This window comes from Tepidimonas sp. HKU78, from assembly GCF_049860815.1.
In the GTDB taxonomy this organism is placed as follows: Bacteria; Pseudomonadota; Gammaproteobacteria; order Burkholderiales; family Burkholderiaceae_C; genus Tepidimonas.
Genome location: NZ_CP187547.1, coordinates 710837 through 733024, shown reverse-complemented (window position 1 = coordinate 733024; position 22188 = coordinate 710837). Strand labels below are relative to the sequence as shown.

Annotated in this window: 18 protein-coding genes; 12 read left to right on the top strand and 6 right to left on the bottom strand. The window is 66.9% G+C overall.

Annotation, left to right across the window (positions count from 1 at the left end):
* Positions 1-10 precede the first annotated feature (10 nt).
* The 12 genes from paaZ to cobA all read left to right on the top strand — a co-directional run bounded on the left by paaZ (position 11) and on the right by cobA (position 16369).
* Positions 11-2056 carry a phenylacetic acid degradation bifunctional protein PaaZ gene (gene paaZ, locus ACPYIS_RS03600; RefSeq protein WP_424860053.1) on the top strand — a complete coding sequence of 682 codons (2046 nt, stop codon included), beginning with the start codon at positions 11-13 and terminating at the stop codon, positions 2054-2056.
* 67 nt (positions 2057-2123) lie between these two features.
* Positions 2124-3326: a 3-oxoadipyl-CoA thiolase gene (gene pcaF, locus ACPYIS_RS03595; protein WP_299021719.1), complete on the top strand. Its 1203-nt coding sequence runs from the start codon at positions 2124-2126 to the stop codon at positions 3324-3326.
* Positions 3327-3451: 125 nt separating this feature from the next.
* The gene (locus ACPYIS_RS03590; protein ID WP_424895069.1) at positions 3452-4474 is read left to right on the top strand and encodes a nitrate- and nitrite sensing domain-containing protein; all 1023 of its coding nucleotides are present in this window, start codon (positions 3452-3454) and stop codon (positions 4472-4474) included.
* Between the two features lie 106 nt (positions 4475-4580).
* Entirely contained in the window at positions 4581-5546 is a 966-nt protein-coding gene (locus ACPYIS_RS03585; protein WP_424859349.1) for an IS481 family transposase, read from the top strand.
* 311 nt (positions 5547-5857) lie between these two features.
* On the top strand, positions 5858-7171 hold the full coding sequence (locus ACPYIS_RS03580; RefSeq protein WP_299018889.1) for a CmpA/NrtA family ABC transporter substrate-binding protein: 1314 nt from the start codon (positions 5858-5860) through the stop codon (positions 7169-7171).
* A gap of 18 nt (positions 7172-7189) precedes the next feature.
* Positions 7190-8101, top strand: coding sequence for a nitrate ABC transporter permease (ntrB, locus tag ACPYIS_RS03575; protein ID WP_299018891.1), 912 nt, complete (start codon positions 7190-7192; stop codon positions 8099-8101).
* On the top strand, positions 8098-8904 hold the full coding sequence (locus ACPYIS_RS03570; RefSeq protein WP_299018893.1) for an ABC transporter ATP-binding protein: 807 nt from the start codon (positions 8098-8100) through the stop codon (positions 8902-8904). Before ntrB ends, ACPYIS_RS03570 begins: the two co-directional genes overlap by 4 nt.
* Positions 8905-8929: 25 nt before the next feature.
* Positions 8930-11392 carry a nitrite reductase large subunit NirB gene (nirB, locus tag ACPYIS_RS03565; RefSeq protein ID WP_424895071.1) on the top strand — a complete coding sequence of 821 codons (2463 nt, stop codon included), beginning with the start codon at positions 8930-8932 and terminating at the stop codon, positions 11390-11392.
* A 20-nt stretch (positions 11393-11412) separates the two neighbouring features.
* Positions 11413-11805 carry a nitrite reductase small subunit NirD gene (gene nirD, locus ACPYIS_RS03560; RefSeq protein WP_299018897.1) on the top strand — a complete coding sequence of 131 codons (393 nt, stop codon included), beginning with the start codon at positions 11413-11415 and terminating at the stop codon, positions 11803-11805.
* Entirely contained in the window at positions 11802-14597 is a 2796-nt protein-coding gene (locus tag ACPYIS_RS03555; protein WP_424860057.1) for a molybdopterin-dependent oxidoreductase, read from the top strand. Before nirD ends, ACPYIS_RS03555 begins: the two co-directional genes overlap by 4 nt.
* A gap of 43 nt (positions 14598-14640) precedes the next feature.
* On the top strand, positions 14641-15597 hold the full coding sequence (gene ybiB, locus ACPYIS_RS03550; protein WP_424860058.1) for a DNA-binding protein YbiB: 957 nt from the start codon (positions 14641-14643) through the stop codon (positions 15595-15597).
* Positions 15575-16369 carry a uroporphyrinogen-III C-methyltransferase gene (cobA, locus tag ACPYIS_RS03545; protein WP_424860059.1) on the top strand — a complete coding sequence of 265 codons (795 nt, stop codon included), beginning with the start codon at positions 15575-15577 and terminating at the stop codon, positions 16367-16369. Before ybiB ends, cobA begins: the two co-directional genes overlap by 23 nt.
* Positions 16370-16549: 180 nt before the next feature.
* Here the strand turns inward: cobA and ACPYIS_RS03540 are convergent, their stop codons facing one another.
* The 6 genes from ACPYIS_RS03540 to ACPYIS_RS03515 all read right to left on the bottom strand — a co-directional run bounded on the left by ACPYIS_RS03540 (position 16550) and on the right by ACPYIS_RS03515 (position 22162).
* Positions 16550-17767, bottom strand: coding sequence for a THUMP domain-containing class I SAM-dependent RNA methyltransferase (locus ACPYIS_RS03540; RefSeq protein ID WP_424860060.1), 1218 nt, complete (start codon positions 17765-17767; stop codon positions 16550-16552).
* A 2-nt stretch (positions 17768-17769) separates the two neighbouring features.
* Positions 17770-19323, bottom strand: a complete 1554-nt coding sequence (gene rpoN, locus ACPYIS_RS03535) for an RNA polymerase factor sigma-54 (protein WP_424860061.1) — start codon at positions 19321-19323, stop codon at positions 17770-17772.
* Positions 19324-19329: 6 nt separating this feature from the next.
* Positions 19330-20091 carry an LPS export ABC transporter ATP-binding protein gene (gene lptB / locus ACPYIS_RS03530; RefSeq protein WP_424895072.1) on the bottom strand — a complete coding sequence of 254 codons (762 nt, stop codon included), beginning with the start codon at positions 20089-20091 and terminating at the stop codon, positions 19330-19332.
* Positions 20088-20657, bottom strand: coding sequence for a lipopolysaccharide transport periplasmic protein LptA (gene lptA, locus ACPYIS_RS03525; RefSeq protein WP_424895235.1), 570 nt, complete (start codon positions 20655-20657; stop codon positions 20088-20090). The genes lptB and lptA overlap by 4 nt, the downstream gene beginning before the upstream one ends.
* A gap of 129 nt (positions 20658-20786) precedes the next feature.
* On the bottom strand, positions 20787-21413 hold the full coding sequence (locus tag ACPYIS_RS03520; protein ID WP_424860064.1) for a thiol:disulfide interchange protein DsbA/DsbL: 627 nt from the start codon (positions 21411-21413) through the stop codon (positions 20787-20789).
* A gap of 83 nt (positions 21414-21496) precedes the next feature.
* Positions 21497-22162, bottom strand: a complete 666-nt coding sequence (locus ACPYIS_RS03515; RefSeq protein WP_299020102.1) for an SPOR domain-containing protein — start codon at positions 22160-22162, stop codon at positions 21497-21499.
* Between the last annotated feature and the right edge of the window lie 26 nt (positions 22163-22188).

Below are 22188 nucleotides of genomic sequence, written 5' to 3'. Positions count from 1 at the left end.
GCCGCTGTCCATGAACCCTCCCGTTTTGCAAAGCCACATCGCCGGCCGCTGGATCGGCCAGTCTCCCAGCCAAGTGCTGCGCAGTGCCGTCAACGGCGCGCCTGTGGCCGCCACCCATGCCGAGGCGATCGATTTTGCCGAAGCGCTCGAGCACGGCCGCCGCGCCGTGCCCGCGCTGCTTCGGCTTGACTTCCAGCAGCGCGCGGCGTGTCTGAAGGCGCTGGCGAAGTTTCTGACCGAGCGCAAGGAGCAGCTCTATGCCTGGTCCGCCCACACGGGTGCCACGCGCGCCGACGGCTGGATCGATATCGAGGGCGGGATCGGCACGCTGTTTGCCTACGCCAGCCTGGGCAGCAACGAACTGCCCAGCGGCAATCTTTGGCACGAGGGGCCGGTGGTGCCACTGGGCAAGCAGGGGCATTTTGCCGGTACCCACATTCTGGTGCCGCGCGGTGGTGTGGCGGTTCACATCAACGCGTTCAACTTCCCCGTCTGGGGGTTGCTCGAGAAGTTTGCGCCAACGTTTTTGGCCGGTATGCCTTGCATCGCCAAACCGGCCACCGCGACCAGCTACCTGGCGGAAGCGCTGGTGCGCCTGATCATGGACAGCGGCCTACTGCCCGCGGGTGCGCTGCAGCTCGTCATCGGCGCCACGGGTGATCTGCTCGACCGCCTGCAAGGCTGCGACGTGGTGACGTTTACCGGCTCGGCCGATACGGCAGCGCGGCTGCGCGCCAACCCCCACTTGGTGCAGCATGCCGTTCCCTTCAACGCCGAGGCCGATTCGCTCAACTGCGCCATCCTGGCGCCCGACGTGACGCCGGACGACGAGGAGTTCGACCTCTATGTCAAGGAAGTGGTGCGCGAGATGACGGTCAAAGCGGGGCAGAAGTGCACCGCCATCCGCCGTGCGCTGGTGCCGCGGCGGTATTTGGATGCGGTGGCCGAACGCCTGTGCGCGCGCTTGGCCAAGGTGGTCGTTGGCGACCCGGCGTTGGAGGCGGTGCGCATGGGTGCGCTGGCGTCACACGCGCAGCAGCGCGACGTGGCCGAACGCGTGGCGCTGTTGCGCCAAGGTGCCGAGGTGGTGTGGGACGGTGGGCCGAACTTTGCGCCCGTGGGCGAGGGCACCGAGCAGGGGGCGTTTTTTCCGCCCACGCTGCTGTGCAGCCGCGACCCGCACCGCCACGACGCGGTGCACGACGTGGAGGCCTTCGGGCCCGTGAGCACGTTGCTGCCCTACGATGACCTCGACGAAGCGTTGGCGCTGGCCGCCCGCGGGCGCGGCAGCCTCGTCGGCACGCTGGTCACGCGCGACCCCCAGATCGCCGCCCGGGCGATTCCCGTGGCGGCCGCCTGGCACGGCCGCTTGCTGGTGCTGGATCGCGAGGCTGCGCCGGAGTCCACCGGCCACGGCTCGCCGCTGCCGCACCTCAAGCACGGTGGCCCCGGGCGTGCCGGCGGCGGCGAGGAGCTGGGTGGCCTGCGTGCCGTCAAGCACTATCTGCAGCGCGCCGCGGTGCAGGGTTCGCCCACCATGCTGGCCGCCATCAGCGGCGAGTACGTGCGCGGCGCGGCGCGCATCGAGACCGATGTGCACCCGTTCCGCCGCCATTTCGAGGACCTGCGCGTGGGCGAGAGCCTGCTGACCCACCGGCGCACCGTCACCGAGGCCGACATCGTCGCCTTCGGCGGCCTGTCGGGCGACTACTTCTACATGCACTTCGACGACATCGCCGCCAAGGATTCGCCGTTCGGCCAGCGCATCGCGCACGGTTATTTCGTGCTGTCGGCGGCGGCGGGCCTGTTCGTCTCCCCCGCGCCAGGGCCGGTGCTGGCCAACTACGGGCTGGACACGCTGCGCTTCGTCAAGCCGGTGGCGATCGGCGACACGATCCAGGCGCGCCTGACCTGCAAGCGCAAGATCGACCGCCAGAAAACCGACGCGCAAGGGCGCGGCCAAGGCGTGGTGGCCTGGGACGTCGAAGTGACCAACCAGCGCGGCGAGCTGGTGGCCAGCTACGACATCCTGACGCTGGTGGCCAAGCGCGCGTGATGCGCGCTGGCCTCGGTCCCCTTGCCTGACCGCCGTTCGGGCGTTTTTCTGCCTTCGGGAGTCCCGCATGACCCATGCCTTTATTTGCGACGCCGTTCGCACCCCCATCGGCCGCTACGGCGGTGCCTTGTCCAGCGTGCGCACCGACGACCTGGCCGCCATCCCCATCGCGGCGCTCATGGCGCGCAACCCTCGGGTCGATTGGGGTGCCGTCGGTGACGTGATCCTGGGCTGCGCCAACCAAGCCGGTGAGGACAACCGCAACGTTGCGCGTATGGCGGCGCTGCTGGCTGGCCTGCCGCTCGACGTGCCGGGGGCGACGGTCAACCGCTTGTGTGGTTCCGGCCTGGACGCCGTGGGTACCGCCGCGCGTGCCATCAAGACCGCAGAAGCCGAGCTGATGATCGCCGGCGGCGTCGAGAGCATGAGTCGCGCGCCGTTCGTCATGCCCAAAGCAGAGACCGCTTTTTCGCGCCAGAACGCGATCTACGACACAACGATCGGCTGGCGCTTCATCAACCCGCTCATGAAGGCACGCTACGGTGTCGACTCGATGCCCGAGACGGCCGAAAACGTCGCCGCCGAATTCGGCATCAGCCGCGCAGATCAGGACCGCATGGCACTGGCGTCGCAGCACAAGGCACTCGCCGCGCAGCGCGCGGGTTTCTTTGCACAGGAGATCGTGCCCGTCACGATCCCACAGAAAAAAGGCGAGCCGATCGTCGTCGACCGCGACGAGCATCCGCGCGAGACGACGCTGGAGGCGTTGGCCCAGCTCAAGGGCGTGGTGCGACCGGACGGCACGGTGACCGCCGGCAACGCCTCGGGCGTCAACGACGGCGCTTGTGCGCTCATCCTGGCCAGCGAAGCGGCCGCGGTACGCCACGGCTTGACGCCGCGCGCGCGCGTGGTGGGCATGGCGGTAGCCGGTGTGCCGCCGCGCATCATGGGTATCGGACCCGCCCCGGCGACGCGCAAGGTCCTGGCCCTCACCGGTCTCACGCTCGATCAAATGGACGTCATCGAGCTCAACGAGGCGTTTGCCGCGCAAGGGCTGGCCGTGCTGCGCCAATTGGGCCTGGCCGACGACGACCCGCGCGTCAACCCCAACGGCGGCGCGATCGCGCTCGGCCATCCGCTGGGGGCCAGCGGTGCGCGGCTGGCGACGACGGCGGTCAACCAACTGCACCGTATCGGCGGCCGCTACGCCCTGTGCACCATGTGCATCGGCGTGGGGCAGGGCATCGCGCTGGTGCTGGAGCGGGTCTAAATGCCGAATGGCACGCCGGTTGCTTACTCACCGGTGTGCCATCACCCGATCACGAACCGTTTTTCTTGCGTTGCTGCGAGCGGATGCACGCAGCGCAGCGGGCCCATTTGCACTGGATCGGCCACGTGCTGCAGGCCATCGGCGTCTCGGCGCAATGGGTCCATCATGCGCAGCGCGAGCGGGGCTGGAGCAATCGCTGGCTCACCGTGGCTGACCCGGAGGCACGAGCGGGCGTCCGCCGTGCCCGCATCGATGCCGATGCCCGTTGGCGGGAGTGGCAACAGGCGATCGACGCGCTGGCCGAGCAGCCAGTGGCGGCGGCGTGGCCGGCCCTTTGGGGGGCGGTGGCCGATATCGCGCGCGCGCAAGCGGCCCTGCAAGGGCTTCGCTTGCAGATTGACGACCGTGCGCTGGGTTGGCCAGCCGCGACGTCGCGTTGGACCAGCGCCATTGCGTCCATGCTGCACGTCCAGGCCGAGCTGGGCTGGGTGCTGGGTGAGACGGCCGATGCCGCACGCGTCGCGATTTGGTTGACCCTCATCCGGTACAAGGAGCTGTGCGGCCAAGAGCGCGCGGTGGGCAGCGCATTGTTGGGGGAGTGTCCCGTTGATGACAGCCAGCGTCAGTGGCTAGCGGCGCTGATCGAGCGCCAGGACGAGCTGCGCGCTGCACTGGTGCGCACACAAGCGCTGCCCGCCAGGGAAGACGGCCCGTGGACGGCCGACTTGCAACGTTGGCGTGCGTTACTGCTCAGCGTCGGCGGCTGCCCGCGCGAGCCCGCGCGCGCCATTCAGTCGTGGTTCGAGGCGTGTACGCAGCGCATCGATGCGCTTCACGAAGAAGAGTTGCGTTGGCATGCCGCTTGGGGCAACGCAGAGGAGCCGACGGAGAAGGCGGCGCCGCGCTCCGTGCCCGCGTCAGCGCCTCAAGCGCGGCGACCGGCTGCGCCCTCGGCCCCCATCGAGGACCTGCGGACCCTTCGCCAGCGTTTGGCAGACCAACATTGGATCGATCATGCAAAGGCGGTTTTGATCGATCAAGGGGCCACCGAAGCGCAGGCGCACCAAGCGCTACGACGCTTGGCCATGGACCGACGCATTTCGCTGGCCGCGGCCGCGCGCTGGATTTCGGCGTCGGGTGGTGCCTAACTAGGTGTAGGGTTCCGGACGATTGCATAGATCCTTCGCGTCGTGCACTCTTCGTTAGTCGCGCAGTGATGCGAGAGCTGATCGACAACCTCCGGAGCGCTCAACCATGATTATTCGCCTACACAAAAACGCCACCACAACCCCCGCCACCCGCGCCTACATCCAGTCCTCGTCCTTGTCGGTTGCGGCCTTGGCAGCCGAGTTGGGCGTATCCGAAGACACCATCCGCCGCTGGAAGCGTCGGGACTTTGTGGAAGATCGCCCGCATACCGCGCATCGTTTGCAGACGACGCTCACCCCGGCGCAGGAGCTTTTGGTGGTGGAGCTGCGCAAGACCCTCCAGCTACCCCTTGACGATCTGCTGGTGGTCACACGGGAGTTCATCAACCCCCGGGCCTCACGTTCTGGGCTGTATCGTCTGCTCAAGCGCCATGGCCTATCCCAACTGCCCAGTGAAGCCAAGGATGCGCCTGCTTCCAAGCCATTCAAGACCTACATGCCGGGCTACCTGCACATCGACGTCAAGTACCTGCCGCAGATGCCCGACGAACATCAGAGGCGTTATCTCTTCGTCGCCATTGACCGCGCCACCCGTTGGGTCTTCATCCAGATTAAGCCAAACAAGACCGCAGCCGCGGCCAGAAGCTTCCTGAAGGCCTTGCACAAGACCTGCCCGGTCAGAATCACGCACATCCTCACCGACAACGGCAAGGAGTTCACGGATCGCCTCTTCGCCTCAGGCGCGCGCGCACCGTCCGGGAAGCACGAGTTCGATCAGCTCTGCCAGGCCCTTGGCATCGAGCATCGCCTCACCAAGCCCAGACACCCTCAGACCAATGGCATGGTCGAACGCTTCAACGGCCGTATTGCCGAGGTCCTTGCCACCCATCACTTCAACAGCGCCGAGGACCTCGAGACTACCTTGACCCGTTATGTTTGGCTGTACAACCATCATTTACCCCAGAAGGCAATCGGACACATAACACCTCTGGAGGCCTTGAAAAAGTGGTACGCTCAACGCCCCGATCTTTTCATCTTCAAACCACGTAATCGTCCGGGACCTGACAACTAGGGGGGCCCGCTGCACTGCGTTGGTGCTTATGTTGCACCGCAGCAGTGCCGCCGGCGGCGACGGACGAGCGCACGACAAAACCGCCGCGCAGTCTGTCCTCTGAGCGGGGGGGCATGCATCGGTTGGCACGCTTTGTGCTAATTCTCAAACGAACGCAAAACCCGTCAATGCCGACGGACGCTTTGCGAGTGTGGCGTTCGATCGAGAGGACAACGGCGTCCCTCGCCCTGGCAGTGGCCCCTGCCTGAGGGGACGGACGCCGTTCGTGTTTTGGGTGCCAATTTTTTGATCAGTGATCAGGAGCCGTAACCATGACATCCCCTTCCCGCGACTCGTCTTCAGCGTTGTCGTCCGTCACCTGTCGCGAGGTCGCCGACGGTGCCACGCAAACCCAGGGTGTCACCCGGCGCCGCTGGCTCGGCCAAGGCGCAGCGTTGACCAGCGCCCCTCTATTTACCGCTTTGGGCCATCTGCCGGTGTGGGCTGCCGGCTCGGATGCGCCGGAAAAAACCGAAGTCAAGATCGGTTTCATCCCGCTCACCGACTGCGCCAGTGTCGTCATGGCCAACGTGCTGGGCTTTGACAAGAAGTACGGTGTCACCATCGTTCCCACCAAAGAGGCAAGCTGGGCAGGCGTGCGTGACAAGCTGGTCAACGGTGACCTGGACATGGCCCACGTCCTCTATGGATTGGTCTATGGCGTCCACCTGGGCGTCGGCGGCCCCAAAAAGGACATGGCCGTTTTGATGGGGCTCAATCACAACGGCCAGGCGATCACGCTATCCAAGGCGTTGGCCGACAAAGGCGCGATCGATGGTCCGTCCTTGGCCAAATACATGGCCACCAATAAACGTGAATATACCTTTGCGCAAACCTTTCCGACCGGTACCCACGCCATGTGGATCTATTACTGGTTGGCGACGTATGGCATCCATCCGTTTCGGGATGTCAAGACGATCACCGTGCCCCCGCCGCAAATGGTTGCCAACATGCGCGTGGGCAATATGGATGGCTTTTGTGTCGGCGAGCCATGGAATCATCGCGCCATCATGGATGGCATTGGTATCACCGCCAACACCACCCAGGATGTTTGGCCCGATCATCCCGAGAAGGTGTTGGGAACGACGGCGGAGTTCGTAAAAAAATACCCGAACACGACACGCGCAGTGATGATGGCGGTGCTCGAGGCCAGCCGCTGGATCGACGCTAGCCTGTCGAACAAGCTGAAGATGGCGGAAACGATTGCCCAAAAAGCGTATGTCAATACCAGTGTCGACACGATCAACCAGCGCATACTTGGGCGTTATCAAAATGGGTTGGGAAAAACCTGGGACGACCCGAACCACATGAAGTTCTTCAACGATGGCAAGGTCAATTATCCGTATTTGTCGGATGGCATGTGGTTCTTGACGCAACACAAGCGCTGGGGCTTGCTCACCAGCCATCCCGATTACCTCGCGGTGGCCAAGCAGGTCAACCAAATCGAGCTCTATCGTTCGGTGGCTTCCGCCATGGGTATCAGCGTACCCAAAGACACATTGCGCAGCAGCAAATTCATCGACGGCAGGGTATGGGATGGCAAAGACCCTGCCAAGTACGCCGATAGCTTCGCCATCAAAGCCTGATTTCACCGGGAGCACGTCATGGTTGCCGCCATTTTTCATTTGCCTCTGGATGAGGCGCCCACAGAAGACCGCAGCGAGGTTCGCCAGACGGTCCCATCGCACACGCTGCCGAAAGGCCCGGCCATGGGTCGTGCGCCTCTGCGGCCGCGGCTGGCTGGGTTTTGGGGGCGTGGGTTCGCTGGCCTGGCCGGCCTCGCATTGGTGGTCGGTATCTGGGCTTTGTTGACCAAAGGGGATCAAGGCCCCTTTCCCTCGCCCGCTTCGACCTTCGATGCCGCCGCGAAGTTATTTTCCGACCCGTTTTACCGCAATGGTCCCAATGACCAGGGGATTGGATGGAATGTCTTGAGCAGCTTGCAGCGCGTTGGGACGGGGTTCGGGCTGGCAGCATTGGTGGGTATTCCTTTGGGATTCATGATCGGGCGTTATGCGGTGCTCAGCGCAATGCTCAACCCGCTGATCGCCTTGTTGCGGCCCGTCAGCCCGCTGGCTTGGTTGCCGATCGGTCTGCTCGTTTTCAAATCGGCCAACCCGGCGGCGATCTGGACGATTTTTATCTGTTCCATCTGGCCAATGATCATCAATACGGCGACGGGCGTGCAGCGTGTGCCCCAGGACTATTTGAACGTGGCACGCGTGCTCAACCTGTCCGAATGGAAGGTGGTGACGCGAATCCTCTTGCCGGCCACGCTGCCCTATGTGTTGACCGGTGTGCGCCTGTCGGTCGGAACCGCGTGGCTGGTCATCGTTGCCGCTGAGATGTTGACGGGTGGCGTCGGCATCGGATTTTGGGTGTGGGACGAGTGGAACAACCTCAACGTCGAACACATTATCATCGCCATCGTCGTGATCGGATTCGTCGGGTTGGTGTTGGAGGCCTTGCTGATCCGTCTGGCACGACTGCTGACGCACGAGGAGGTGCGGACATGAACGAGACTCGCTATATCCAAATCCAGGGTGTTGAGCAAACGTTCAACACGCCACGTGGACCTTTCACCGCCTTACGGGATATCGATTTGACGATTGCGCGAGGGGAGTTCGTGGCCCTAATTGGGCACTCGGGCTGTGGCAAATCGACCTTGCTGAATCTGATCGCCGGTTTGACGCGGCCGACCCAAGGCGTCTTGTTGTGCGACAACCGTGAAGTCGTTGGCCCGGGACCCGAGCGGGCGATGGTGTTCCAAAACCACTCTCTGCTGCCGTGGTTGACGTGCTGGGGTAACGTTTATTTGGCGGTCGAGCGGGTCTTTGGCCAGCAGGAGCCCAAGCGTCGGCTTCAGGAGCGAACCCAGGCCGCACTGGATTTGGTGGGGTTGGCTCATGCCGCGTCAAAGTACCCTGCTGAAATCAGCGGGGGCATGAAGCAGCGCGTGGGGATTGCGCGCGCGTTGTCGATGGAGCCCAAGGTGCTGCTGATGGACGAGCCGTTTGGGGCGCTGGACGCGCTGACCCGTGCCCGTCTGCAGGACGAGCTGATGCAAATCGTGGCCCAGACGCACAGTACGGTGGTCATGGTGACGCACGATGTGGATGAGGCCGTGTTGTTGGCCGACCGAATCGTCATGATGACCAATGGCCCGGCGGCCACGATTGGCGAGGTGTTGCCGGTGCCCTTGCCCAGGCCGCGTGACCGGCTGGCGTTGGCCGACGACAGCACGTACCAGCGGTGCCGCAAGGCCGTGCTCGATTTTCTGTACGCGCGCCACGCGCATCCCGCAGAAGCGCTCGTGTGAGCCGCATGGGAGTGGAACCATGGATATGCGAGTCCGAAGTGCCCGCAGACTGCGTCTGGTGATGGTGGGCAACGGCATGGCGGGTGTGCGCACGATCGAGGAGCTGCTCAAGCTCGCGCCCGACCTTTATGACATCACCGTGTTTGGGGCGGAACCCCACCCCAATTACAACCGCATTCTGCTGTCGCCCGTGCTCGCGGGCGAGCAGACCATCGACGACATCATCCTCAACCCGCTGTCGTGGTACGAGAACAACGGTATCACCTTGCATCTGGGCAAGAGGGTGGTGGACGTCGATCGCAGCCGCCGCATCGTGCGTGCCGAGGATGGCACCGAAGCCGCGTACGATCGGCTGTTGTTGGCCACGGGGTCACACCCATTCATCCCGCCGCTGCCGGGCCGCGAGCTCGATGGCGTGATGGCTTACCGCGATATCGCCGACACACTCGCGATGGTCGAAGCGGCCCGCACCTACCGTGACGCCGTGGTCATCGGCGGCGGCCTGCTCGGGTTGGAGGCTGCCAATGGCTTGATGCTGCGCGGTATGCAGGTCAGCGTGGTGCACATCGCCCCGTGGTTGATGGAGCGCCAGCTCGACGAGGTGGCGGGGCGCATGCTGCAGAAAAGCCTGGAACAACGTGGCTTGCGCTTCTTTTTGTCGGCCCAAACCGAGGCCTTGCTCGGCGGCCCCGACGGGCGGGTCATGGCCGTGCAGCTCAAAGACGGCAGTCAGATACCGGCGCAACTCGTCGTCGTGGCTGCCGGCATCCGCCCCAACACCGATCTGGCCGAGCGTGCGGGGTTGTGGTGCCAGCGCGGCATCGTTGTGACCGACACGATGCAGACGGTCACGGATCCGCGTATCTACGCAGTGGGCGAGTGCGCCTCGCATCGCGGCGTCGCCTATGGTCTGGTGGCCCCGCTGTTCGAGCAGGCCAAGGTGTGCGCCACCCATTTGGCGCAGTTCGGTATCGGACGCTACCTTGGCTCGCAGGTCTCGACCAAGCTCAAGGTTACCGGTATCGATCTGTTTTCGGCCGGCGACTTCATGGGCGGCGAGGGCACGGAAGAGATCGTGCTGCACGACCCCTATGGCGGGGTCTATAAAAAGCTCGTGCTCAAGGATGACCGGCTCGTGGGTGCCTGCTTGTATGGGGACACGGTGGATGGCGCCTGGTACTTCAAGCTGCTGCGCGAGGGGCGGCCCGTCCACGACATCCGCGACCGGCTGATGTTCGGCGAATCGAACATCGGCGACACCGGCCACGAAGGCCACAACAAGGCCGCAGCCATGGCCGACAGCGACGAGGTCTGCGGCTGCAACGGTGTGACCAAGGGCACTATCTGCAAGGCCATCAAGGACAAGGGCCTGTTCACGCTAGAGGAGGTGCGCAAGCACACCAAGGCCAGCGCCTCCTGCGGCTCGTGCACCGGGCTGGTGGAGCAGCTGCTGATGTTCGTTGCCGGCGGTGACTATTCGGCGACGCCCAAGCAGAAGGCGATGTGCGGCTGCACCGACTACAGCCATGAGGAGGTGCGCCAAGCCATCCGCACGCCGCTGGCCGACGGCCGCAAGTTGCTCACCATCGACGCGGTGATGCGCCACCTGAACTGGCGCACGCCCAACGGCTGCGCCACCTGCCGACCGGCGTTGAACTACTACCTGATCTCCACCTGGCCGAAGGAGGCGCAGGACGACCCGCAGTCGCGCTTCATCAACGAGCGCAGCCACGCCAACATCCAAAAGGACGGCACCTACTCAGTGGTGCCGCGCATGTGGGGCGGCGAGACCTCGGCCGACGAGCTGCGCCGCATCGCCGACGTGGTGGACAAATACCAGATCCCCACCGTCAAGGTCACGGGCGGCCAGCGCATCGACCTGCTGGGCGTGAAAAAGGAAGACCTCGTCCACGTTTGGCGCGATCTCGGTATGCCCTCGGGCCATGCATATGCCAAGGCGCTGCGCACGGTCAAGACCTGCGTGGGCAGCGAATGGTGCCGCTTCGGCACCCAGGACAGTACCCAAATGGGCAAGGACCTGGAGCGCGCGCTGTGGCGCATGTACGCCCCGCACAAGGTCAAGCTCGCCGTCAGCGGCTGCCCGCGCAACTGCGCCGAGGCGGGCATCAAGGACGTGGGCGTGATTGGCGTTGACTCGGGCTGGGAGATCTACATCGCCGGAAACGGCGGCATCAAGACGGAGGTGGCGCAGTTCTTGGTCAAGGTGCGCACGCCCAGTGAGGTGCTGGAGTACGCCGGGGCGTTCTTGCAGCTCTACCGGCTCGAAGGCTGGTATCTGGAGCGCACGGTGCACTTCGTGCAGCGCGTCGGCGTGGATTACGTCAAGCGTCGCATCGTGGACGATGCCACAGGCCGCAAAGAGCTTTGGGCGCAGCTGCAATATGCGCTGGACGGCGAACCCGATCCCTGGTTCGAGTTCGAAAAGGCGCGAGTCGATCTGCGGCAGTTTGAGCCGTTGAGCGCGTGATGCCGAAAAGGAGCGCTTCCATGACCGAATGGAAACCTGTCTGTCGTATCGAGGACATCCCGCGCCTGGGGGCGCGCCGTGTGCAAAGGGCCGTGGGCGGTGCGGTGGCGGTCTTTCGCACCGCCGATGATCAAGTGTTTGCGTTGCTCGATCGCTGCCCGCACCGGGGTGGGCCGCTGAGCCAGGGAATCGTTTTCGGTACCCATGTGGCCTGCCCGCTGCACAACTGGACGATCGGTTTGGCTGATGGCTGTGCGGTTGCGCCCGACGAGGGATCGACCCCTGTGTTCCAAGTGCGTGTGGAAGATGGGCGGGTTTTTCTGGACGCCGGCGAACTGGCCTCACTGGGGCTCGAACCGTCGGCGGCGGCGGCCAGTTCCCGATGCGATTGCCCAGAGGCGTTGCAGCCATGACGCAAACCCGCTCGACCTGTCCCTATTGCGGGGTTGGCTGCGGCGTGATCATCGAGTCCGACGGCGGTCGCATCACCGGCGTGCGCGGCGACCCTGAGCATCCGGCCAACCATGGCCGCCTGTGTACCAAGGGCAGCACGCTGCACCTGACGGCCGATCCGGCGGTGGCCGCCGCCACGCGGCTGCTCTACCCGATGCGCCGCGCGGTGCGGGGTCAGCCGCCGCAGCGCATTGACTGGGAGACAGCGCTGGACGAAGCGGCCACCCGCTTTGGCGACATCGTCGATCGCCACGGCCCCGATGCCGTGGGCTTCTACATCTCGGGGCAGCTCCTCACCGAGGACTACTACGTCTTCAACAAGCTGGCCAAGGGCCTGATCGGCACCAACAACATCGACACCAACTCGCGTCTGTGCATGAGCAGTGCGGTGGCGGCCTACAAGCTCACACTGGGCGCCGATGCGCCGCCCAACTGCTACGAAGACGTCGACCATGCCGAGGTGATCTTCATCGCGGGCTCCAACACCGCCTACGCCCACCCCATCCTGTTCCGGCGCATCGAGGACGCCAAGCGCGCCAACCCCCATCTCAAACTGATCGTCGCCGACCCGCGCCGCACGGAAACGGCCGAAGTCGCTGATCTGCATTTGCCGCTGCAACCCGGCACCGACGTGGCGCTGTTTCACGCGATGTTGCATGTGCTCATCTGGGAGGGTCTGATCGACCCTGCCTTCATCGCCGCCCACACCGACGGCTTCGAGGCATTGAAGAAGCGCGTGGCCGAGTTCACGCCGGGGGCGGTGGCCACGCTGTGTGGGCTGCCGGCCGAGGCGATCGTGCAGGCGGCGCGCTGGTTTGGTCAATCGCGAGCGACGTTGTCCCTCTACTGCCAGGGCCTGAACCAGAGCAGCAGCGGCACCGCCAAGAACGCCGCCCTCATCAACCTTCACCTGGCCACTGGCCAGATCGGCCGCCCCGGGGCCGGGCCCTTCTCGCTCACCGGCCAGCCCAACGCCATGGGCGGCCGCGAGGTCGGCGGCCTGGCCAATCTGCTGTCGGCGCACCGCGACCTGTCCAACCCGCAGCACCGTGCCGAAGTCGCCCGCCTGTGGGGAGTGGCCGACGTGCCGGCCACGCCGGGCAAGACAGCCGTCGAAATGTTCGAGGCCGCCGCCCGCGGCGAGATCAAGGCGCTGTGGATCGCTTGCACCAATCCGGCGCAGTCCCTGCCCGACCAGGCCACCGTGCGTGCGGCACTGAAGCGCTGCGAGTTCGTCGTGGTGCAGGAAGCCTTTGCCACCACGGCCACCTGCGCCTACGCGGATCTGCTGCTGCCTGCCAGCACCTGGGGCGAAAAAGAAGGCACCGTCACCAACAGCGAGCGCCGCATCAGCCGCGTGCGCTCCGCCGTGGCGCCGCCCGGCGAGGCCCGTGCCGACTGGCGCATCGCGGTCGAGTTCGCACACCGGCTCGAAGCCCGCTGGAGCGCGCGCCGCAACGGCCAGGCCACGCTCTTTCCCTACGACACTCCCGAAGCCATCTGGAACGAGCACCGCGAATCCACCCGCGGGCGCGACCTGGACATCACCGGCCTGAGCTATGCGCGGCTGGAGCACGAGGGCCCGCAGCACTGGCCCTGCCCCGAGGGCCAGGCCCCGCGCGCGCGGCTGTACGAGGACGGGCGTTTCCCCACGCCCGATGGGCGTGCGCGCTTTGCCGACGTGCCCTACACCCCCCTGGCCGAGCCGCGCGATGCCCGCTACCCTTTCAGCCTGACCACCGGCCGGCTGCGCGACCACTGGCACGGCATGAGCCGCACCGGCCTGCTCGGGCGGCTGTTCGGTCATGTGAGCGAGCCCGCCGTGCAACTGCACCCGCAGGACATGGCGCGGCGTGGCCTGAAGGACGGCGACCTCGTCCATCTCACGTCCCGGCGCGGCTCCATCGTGCTGCCGGTCCAAGGCAGCGAGCAGGTGGGCCTGTCCCAGGCCTTCCTGGCCATGCACTGGGGCGAGGAGTTCCTCTCCGGTGCCAGCAGCACCGGCGAGCGCCTGGCCGGCGTCAATGCCCTGACCACCCCCGCCTTCTGCCCGACATCCAAGCAGCCCGAACTCAAGCACGCGGCCGTCAAGGTGCTCAAGGCCGAACTGCCGTGGACCCTGCTCGCGGCCGCCTGGCTGCCGGTGGGCCAGGCCCATCGCGCCATCGCGGCCCTGCGCGAGCTGATGCCACGCTTCGCCTACGCCAGTTGCGTGCCTTTCGGGCGCGAGCCCAGCGAGCGCGGCGTGCTGGGGGTGCTCTTTCGGGCGGCCGCCGTCGAGCCCCCCGGCGACGAGTGGCTCGCGCACATCGAGGAGGAGCTCGGCCTGGCCGGCGCCGAGGTGCTGCGCTACGCCGACCGCCGCCGGGGCCAGCGCCGTGCGATGCGCCTGGTGCCCCGCGGGGACGGCCGCCAGGACGCCCGGCTCGAAGCCTTCGTGCTGGCCGGCGACACCCGCGCCGAATCCTGGGTACGCGCCCTGCTGCAAGACGAAGGGCCCGCCCAGGCCTATGGCCGCGCCCTGCTCGCGCCCGGCGCCAAGCCGCCGGCAACGCTGGCCCCGCGCAGCCGCCAGGTCTGCACCTGCCTGAACGTCACGGAAGGCGAGATCCTCGCCACCCTGGCGCAATGCCAGGGCAGCGCCGAAGACCGCCTGGCCCGTCTGCAGGCCGAACGGCGCTGCGGCACCCAGTGCGGCTCCTGCGTGCCCGAACTGCGCCGGCTGGTGCGCACCAGCCTGCAGGCCGCGTGACAATGGGGCCCCTGCCTGGATCGGACACCCGACGCACGACCTCATGAGCATCGCCCCCTACATCAAGGAGATCGGCCGCGGCAAGGAAGGCGCCCGCTCGCTGAACCGCGAGCAGGCCCACGATCTGATGTGCCAGGTCCTCGACGGCCGGGTCAGCGACCTCGAGCTCGGCGCCTTTGCCATCGCGATGCGCATCAAGGGCGAATCGGTCGAGGAGCTGGCCGGCTTCTTGCAGGCCACACGAGACCGCTGCCTGCCCATCGCCCCCGGCCGCCCCCTGGTCGTGCTGCCGTCCTACAACGGCGCGCGCAAGCTGCCCAACCTCACCGCGCTGCTGGCACTGATGCTGTCGCGCGCGGGTGTGGCCGTGCTGGTGCATGGCATGCCCGACGACCCGGGCCGCGTCACCACCGCCGAGATCTTCAGCCACCTCGGCCTGGCGCCGGCCGAAACCCCCGGCGATCTGCAGCAACGCTGGGCCCGTGGCGAGCCTGCCTACATCCGCACCGGGCATCTGTGCCCGCCGCTGGCGCGATTGCTCGACGTGCGCTGGGTCATCGGCCTGCGCAATCCCGGTCACACCGTGGCCAAGCTGCTCGACCCGGGCGAAGGCCTGCGTGTCGTGAACTACACCCACCCCGAGTACGGGGCCTTGCTGACGCAGTTCCTGCAGGCCACCGCCGCCCACGCGATGCTGCTGCGGGGCACCGAAGGCGAGCCCTTCGCCGACCCGCGCCGCACACCGCGCATGGACGTCTTTCTGTCCGGGCGGCGTCTCAGTGCATGGTCGGTGCCGGCGAAAGACGGGGTGCTGGACAGTATTCCCCCTTTGCCCGCAAGCCGCGATGCGCGTGCCACGGCGGCGTATATCCAAGACGTCCTCGATGGGCGTATGCCCGCACCGGATCCGCTGAGGCAGCAGGTGTGGGCGCTGCAACGGGCGGTGCAGTCGTTTTGTCAACCCGAGGAGTCAGGCCATGCAGCCACACACAGTCCATGAGAAGCCGACAGTCTTTCTGGTGGGGGCGGGTCCGGGCGACCCGGAGTTGCTCACGGTCAAAGCGGTCAAGGCGATCGCACAGGCCACGGTGTTGTTGGTCGATGACTTGGTGGGCCGGGGTGTGCTGGCATACGCTCAACCCGGAGCGCGCCAGATTTATGTCGGCAAGCGTGGCGGATGTGCGTCCACGCCGCAGCACTTCATCGAGCAGCTGATGATCCGTGAGGCGCGCCGCGGAGAGCGCGTCGTTCGCCTCAAGGGAGGCGATCCGTTTATCTTCGGCCGCGGCGGCGAGGAGGCGGAGCGCTTGCGTGCTGCAGGGCTGCAGGTCGAGGTCGTCAGTGGCATCACGGCGGGCTTGGCTGCGACGACCAGCCTTGGCGTGCCCTGGACGCATCGCGCCCATGCGCACGGTGTGGTGTTGGTCACGGGACATGCGCACCCAGGCAGTTCGGGGCCGGATTGGCGTTCGTTGGCGAAAACCTGCGTGTCAGCCCGCTTGACGTTGGTGATTTACATGGGAGTGGCGTTGGCGCGCTGCTTACAAGAGGAGCTGTTGGCCGGGGGCTTGCCCGCCGACACACCGGTTGGCGTGATACAACACGCCTCGTTGCCCCAGCAGCGCCACGTCGTGACCACACTCGACGCCCTGGCCCTGGCGATCGAGCGCGAGTGCCTGGGCAGCCCGGCCGTGATCATTGTGGGCGACGTGTTGCGTGGCTTGCCGACCGCCCAATCCTGCCTATCCGAGAAAGGCCAAGCCCTGGCATAGCACGCTTGCGCAAAAAAAGAACCCCGACCTAAAGGGCCGGGGTTGCAAGCCTTATGCTGTCACACACAAAGGCACCCGCTCAGGGAGGAAAAGCGGGGAGCCGCAAACGGCTCAAGCGAAACTTTACCACAAACTGACGAGCTGGGTGTTCGGAAAGTCGCAAAAAAGTGACAGCGCCTCTCAGGTCTCGTCGTTTTGAGCAGTTTTGCGGTTTCTGGGCTGCAGGTCGAAGCGCAGCAACCGGCACTCGATCGGCCCGTTGAACAGCGGCACGCGCCGGCTGGCCTGCAGGCGCAGCCGGCGTGGCAGTTCGCGGTCGGGCGTGAGCACCCAGGCGGTCCAGCCGCCGAAGTGGGTCTTCCAGTGCGCGGCCAGCCGCTCGTAGAAGACGTCCGCTCCCAAGCCGCCGACCACGCCGGCGGCTTCTATGCGTTCTCCATACGGGGGATTGAGCAACAGCACGCCAGGCCACGGGCTAGGGGGCAGGCGTTGCAGGGCGTCGCCGCCGCGGAACTCGACCGCTGCGCCGACACCGGCACGTTCGGCATTGCGGCGGGCGAAATCGACCATGCGGAAGGAGACGTCGCTGCCGTAGGCGATGGCCGGTCCGCCGGTGGGCCAGCGCCGCTCGGCGGCGCGCGCCTGCTCGCGCAGCGCGGCCCAGCGCGCCGCGTCGTGTGGCAGCAGCCGCTCGAAGGCGAAGCGCCGCTGACGCCCCGGTGCCTGCCGCAGCGCGATCTGCGCGGCCTCGATGACCAGCGTGCCGCTGCCGCAGCAGGGGTCGAACAGCGGCACCGGCGCGCCGTCGGCGTCGGTGCCGGTCCACCCGGTGGCGGCAATCATCGCGGCCGCCAGCGTCTCTTTCAGCGGCGCGTCGCCCTTGTCGGTGCGCCAGCCGCGCTTGAACAATGGCTCGCCGCTGGTGTCGAGCGACAGCGTCAACGTGTCGGCGCTCAGGTGGGCATACACGCGCACATCGGGTTGGGCCGTGTCGACGCTGGGGCGCGCGCCGCGGCGTGCGCGCAGGCGGTCGCAGACGGCGTCCTTGATGCGCAGCCCCGCAAAGTGCAGGCTGCGCAGCGGACTGCGCTGGGCTGTGACTTCGACCTTGATCGTATGCCGTGGCGTGAACCAGTCTTCCCAGGCGATTTCGGCAGCCGCGCCGTAGAGGTCGTCTTCGCTGCGGTACGGGCCCTCCCATAGGCGCAGCAGCACGCGCTGGGCGATGCGGCTGTGCAGGTTCAGGCGCAGCACGGTATCCCAGTCGCCGCGCAGGCCGACACCCGCGCGGCCCAAGGTCAAGGCGTGGTCGGGCACGGCGCACAGGCGCTGCACTTCGGTGGCCAAAAACGGGGGACAGCCGCCCGCGCAGGGCAGAAAGAGGTCGACGGTGGACATGGTCAGGCGTGGCGGGTCTTGCGCAGGGTGGCCGTGGGGATGCGCAGCGCCTCGCGGTATTTGGCGACGGTGCGGCGCGCGCACTCGATGCCCTGTTCGCGCAGCAAGTCGGCGATCTGGCCGTCGCTGAGCGGCTGGCGGGGATCTTCGGCGGCGATGAGTTGTTTGATGAGGGCGCGCACGGCGGTGCTGGAGGCGTTGCCGCCGGCGTCCGTGGCCAAGCTGGAGCCAAAAAAATATTTCAGCTCGTAAGTGCCGAAAGGGGTGGCCATGTACTTGGCGTTGGTGACGCGGCTGATGGTCGATTCGTGCAGGCCCAGCTCGTCGGCGATGTCACGCAGCACCAATGGTCGCATGCCGACCTCCCCGTGCAGAAAAAAGTTGCGCTGTCGCTCGACGATGGCGCGCGCCACGCGCAGGATGGTGTCGAAGCGCTGCTGCAGGTTTTTGATGAACCAGCGCGCTTCTTGCAACCGTTGTTGCAGATCGCCACTGCGGTGCTGGCGCAGGGCCTGGGCATAGATATCGGTCACGCGCAGGCGCGGAAGCACCGCGGGGTTGAGTTGGACGTCGAACTGCGTGCCGCGCACGGTGACGATCACATCGGGGACGATCACTTGCCGTTCGGCGTCGGCGAAGCGGCGCCCGGGCTTGGGTTCAAGGCGCGACAGCAGCGCAAGCGCCGCGCGCACGGTTTCCTCGTCCAGCCCGGTTGCCTGGCCCAGCCGCCGCACGTCGCGGCGCGCGATCCACTCCAGCGGCTGCCCGCACAGCGCGTCGGCCGCGCGGGCCGTGGGGGTGTTGGGCAGTTCGCCGATTTGCAAGCGTAGGCACTCGGCCAGGTCGCGCGCGCCCACGCCCGCGGGCTCCATGTGCTGCAGCCAGCCGAGGGCGCGGCGCAGCAGCGAGGCGATCTCGTCGCGCCGCTCGGCATCGACCGACTCGCCGGCGGCCTGGCACTGCTGGCACAAAGCGTCCGTCAGCTGCTCGAGCGAATCGGGCAAATAGCCGTCGTCGTCGAGCGACTCGATCAAAAAAAACAGCGCGGCGCGTTCGTCGTCGCTGAGGTGCAGTGCCAGGGCTTGCCGGTGCAGGTGGTCGGCCAGCCGCTCGGGCGGATGGGCCAGTTGACGGGTGAGCTGCCGCTCGTCGTCGTCGCCGTCTGCGCCGCGCTCGACGCCGGGACCTTCCCAACACCACTCCGCCGGTGACTCGTCGGCAGTGGGCCCATCGTCGGCCGCCCAGCCCCCGGCGTCTTCGTCCAGTCGAGCCCCCCACTCGGTCTGCGCCAGCGCCGCCTCGCCGTCGAAGACGGCCATGGTATCGGGCGGCTCTGCATCGTCGATCTCGGGGGGCGACGTCGCCGTGTCCGTCACCGCCTCGGGGCTGGGGTCGGTGTCTTCTTCCGCACGTTCGAGAAAAGGGTTGTCGGCCAGCGCCTGTTCGATCTCCTGCGCCAGCTCCAGCGTCGACAGCTGCAGCAGCCGGATCGATTGCTGCAGTTGCGGTGTCAGGTTCAGGTGCTGCGCGGTGCGCAGCGTCAGGCCCGCTTTCATGGCACGCTACAGGCGGAAATGCTCGCCGAGGTAGACGCGGCGTACCTCGGCGTCATCCACGATGTCGGCGGGCGTGCCGTGTGCGAGCACCCGACCCTCGCTGATGATGTAGGCGTGGTCGCAGATGCCCAGCGTCTCGCGCACATTGTGGTCGGTGATCAGCACCCCGATGCCGCGTGCCTTAAGAAACCCGATGATGCGCTGGATCTCGATGACGGCGATCGGATCGACACCCGCGAACGGCTCATCGAGCAGGATGAAGCGCGGGTTGGTGGCCAGCGTGCGCGCGATCTCGACGCGGCGCCGCTCGCCGCCCGACAGCGCGGGCGCCGGCGCATCGCGTAGGTGGTCGACGTGCAGCTCTTGCAGCAGGCGATCGAGTCGCTCGCGCAGCACCGGTTCGGCCAGGGGACGGCCGGCTTCGTCGTGTTGCAGCTCCAGCACCGCGCGCACGTTTTGCTCGACCGTGAGTTTGCGAAAGATCGATGCCTCCTGCGGCAGGTAGCCCAACCCCAGGCGCGCGCGCCGGTGGATGGGCAAGTTTTCTGCCGGTTGGTCGTCGATCCACAGCCGCCCGGCATCGGCACGCACCAGGCCGACGATCATGTAAAACGACGTGGTTTTGCCCGCCCCGTTGGGGCCCAGCAATCCCACCACCTCGCCCCCGCGCACCTGCAGCGACACATCGTGCACCACGGTGCGGCGGCCGTAGCGCTTGTGCAGCCCTTGCGCGCGCAGGCAGCGCGCGTTTGGCGCCGATTCGCTCACGGGCGGCGCTCCAGGCGGTCGCTGGGGGCCAGCGCCGGGGGGGGCAGGTCCGGCGCGGGCTGCGTGGCGGCCGGGTCGGCCTTGGACGGGGTGAGCAGCGCCCGCACTCGAGCGCCTGCGCTGGCACCCGCGCGATCGCCATCGACCGAGAAGGTCTGCGCCCGATTGTCATAGACGATGACGGCGCCGCTCGCGCGGTCGGTCAGCACCGTGCCACGGTAGCGGCGCAGCTCGGCCTGGCCGCGCAACGTCACCCGATCGGCCTGCCCATCGTAGTCGATGCGCTCGGCCTCGCCCTCGATGTACTCGTCGAGTCCGTCGCGCTTTTGTCGATAAAACGCACGCTGTGTTGCGTCACCGGTGACGGTGCCGAACTGGTGGCCTTGCGCGTCCTGCCGCACCTCCAGCCGCTGGCCGCGGATGCGGATCGTGCCTTTGGTCACGACCACGCGTCCGGTGAACACACTGGTCTGCCGGCCTTCGTCGTAGCGCAGGGCGTCGGCTTCGACGTTCATCGGCGCGTCGCGATCGGCGCGCTCGGCGTGGGCCCATAGAGGCAGGCCCATGACGGCGGCGGTGAACAAAGCGGCGGTCAACCGCAGGGGTCGAATGGCAGCGGGCACGGATTTTGCTCCTTGCGGTGCGCCGATTGTGCCACGATTGCCCGCGGCCGCCACCCCGGGGGGCGAGTGGCGTCAGGCCTGACGCACGCGCGCGATCAGGGCGTCGGCCACCACCAGCGTGCGCGCCGCCTGCCCGGGGACGAGGAAGCGCCCGGCGATCCCCAGCGACGGCGTGGCGTCGACCTCGTAGGCGTCTTGCAGCTGCAGCGCGCGCTTGACCTTGCCGCTGACGCCAAACGACTGATACGTCTGCGTAAAGGTCTGACGATCCAGCCCCTGCTTGGCGGCCCAGGCCGCGACCGCGTCGAGCGAGTTGAAACGCTCGCGCTCCTCGTGCACGGCCTTGAAGGCTTTTTCGTGCAGGTCGCCCAGGCGGCCCATGGCCTCCAGCGTGTAATACAGCCGCTGCATGGGCTCGAACGCCGCGTTGAACCCGACAGGCACGCGCCGCACCACGACTTCCTTGGGCAGCTTGCGCATCCACTCGGTCATCAGCGGCTCGAAGCGGTAACAGTGGATGCAGCTGTAGGCGAAGAATTCGAGCACCTCGACCTGGCCGGGGCCGGTGTCCACCGGTGCCGGTTTGGACAGGCGGCGATAGTCCGTGCCCTCGCGCAGGTTGGCCTGTGCCAACGCGGCGGGCAGGGTAGTGGTGGCGGCTAGGCCGACGAGGCAAGCGTGAAACTGACGGCGGTGCATGGTGAGTGGCCCGTAGGGTGACGAACGAAAGTGACGACCAACGACTCCGATGCGGCGTGGGGTGCGCAGGTTCCCAACGGAGGTCAGCGCTGCACGCGCACGAGCGCCGTTTCGATCTGCTGGCCGCGCAGGCGTTCTTGCATCAGCTCGGCGTCGACCTTGTTGTCGAACGGCCCCAGCCGCACGCGGTACACGCGTTGCCCGGCCTGCTCGCGTTCGCTGACCTTGGCGCTAAACCCCTGCAGCGCCAGCCGCGCGCGTTGGGCTTCGGCCTCTTCGGCCTGGCGAAACGCGCCCACTTGCACGTAGTACTGGAACGGGTCGGCTGCGGCGGGCTGGTTCTCGCTGCCTGGGCTGGCGGGGGCGGTGGGCGTGGCACGCTGGCGGATCAGCTCGGCGATGGGGTCGCCTGCCGGGGCTTTGCCCTCCCCGGCAGGTGCGGGCGCGCTCGCGGCGGTGTCGGGTGCGGCCGCGGGTGCCTCGGCCGCGGGGGCAGCGGCAGGGGGTGCCGTGCGCGACAGCCCGGCGTTCGGGTTCCAATGGCGCAGCCGCTCGGCTTCGGTCTCGGGCTGCATCGGTTTGCGCTGCACCCCGCGATCCACCAGCGGGATAGGCACTTTGGTGACGTACACCGCCACGGCCAGCGCCGCACCGATGCCGACCAGCAGCCCCAGCACGAAGCCAAGTAACGTGCCCCCAGACTGCGGGGCTGCGGCGAGAGAACGAGATCGGATACGGGTCGTCGCCATGGATGGGCACTCCGAAAGACGCACGC

Bases quoted from the DNA above. Each gene is read 5' to 3' on its own strand.
- paaZ (WP_424860053.1), top strand. From the start codon at position 11: ATGAACCCTCCCGTTTTGCAAAGCCACATCGCCGGCCGCTGGATCGGC.
- pcaF (WP_299021719.1), top strand. From the start codon at position 2,124: ATGACCCATGCCTTTATTTGCGACGCCGTTCGCACCCCCATCGGCCGC.
- ACPYIS_RS03585 (WP_424859349.1), top strand. From the start codon at position 4,581: ATGATTATTCGCCTACACAAAAACGCCACCACAACCCCCGCCACCCGC.
- ACPYIS_RS03580 (WP_299018889.1), top strand. From the start codon at position 5,858: ATGACATCCCCTTCCCGCGACTCGTCTTCAGCGTTGTCGTCCGTCACC.
- ntrB (WP_299018891.1), top strand. From the start codon at position 7,190: ATGGTTGCCGCCATTTTTCATTTGCCTCTGGATGAGGCGCCCACAGAA.
- ACPYIS_RS03570 (WP_299018893.1), top strand. From the start codon at position 8,098: ATGAACGAGACTCGCTATATCCAAATCCAGGGTGTTGAGCAAACGTTC.
- nirB (WP_424895071.1), top strand. From the start codon at position 8,930: ATGCGAGTCCGAAGTGCCCGCAGACTGCGTCTGGTGATGGTGGGCAAC.
- nirD (WP_299018897.1), top strand. From the start codon at position 11,413: ATGACCGAATGGAAACCTGTCTGTCGTATCGAGGACATCCCGCGCCTG.
- ACPYIS_RS03555 (WP_424860057.1), top strand. From the start codon at position 11,802: ATGACGCAAACCCGCTCGACCTGTCCCTATTGCGGGGTTGGCTGCGGC.
- ybiB (WP_424860058.1), top strand. From the start codon at position 14,641: ATGAGCATCGCCCCCTACATCAAGGAGATCGGCCGCGGCAAGGAAGGC.
- cobA (WP_424860059.1), top strand. From the start codon at position 15,575: ATGCAGCCACACACAGTCCATGAGAAGCCGACAGTCTTTCTGGTGGGG.
- ACPYIS_RS03540 (WP_424860060.1), bottom strand. From the start codon at position 17,767: ATGTCCACCGTCGACCTCTTTCTGCCCTGCGCGGGCGGCTGTCCCCCG.
- rpoN (WP_424860061.1), bottom strand. From the start codon at position 19,323: ATGAAAGCGGGCCTGACGCTGCGCACCGCGCAGCACCTGAACCTGACA.
- lptA (WP_424895235.1), bottom strand. From the start codon at position 20,657: ATGGGCCTGCCTCTATGGGCCCACGCCGAGCGCGCCGATCGCGACGCG.
- ACPYIS_RS03520 (WP_424860064.1), bottom strand. From the start codon at position 21,413: ATGCACCGCCGTCAGTTTCACGCTTGCCTCGTCGGCCTAGCCGCCACC.
- ACPYIS_RS03515 (WP_299020102.1), bottom strand. From the start codon at position 22,162: ATGGCGACGACCCGTATCCGATCTCGTTCTCTCGCCGCAGCCCCGCAG.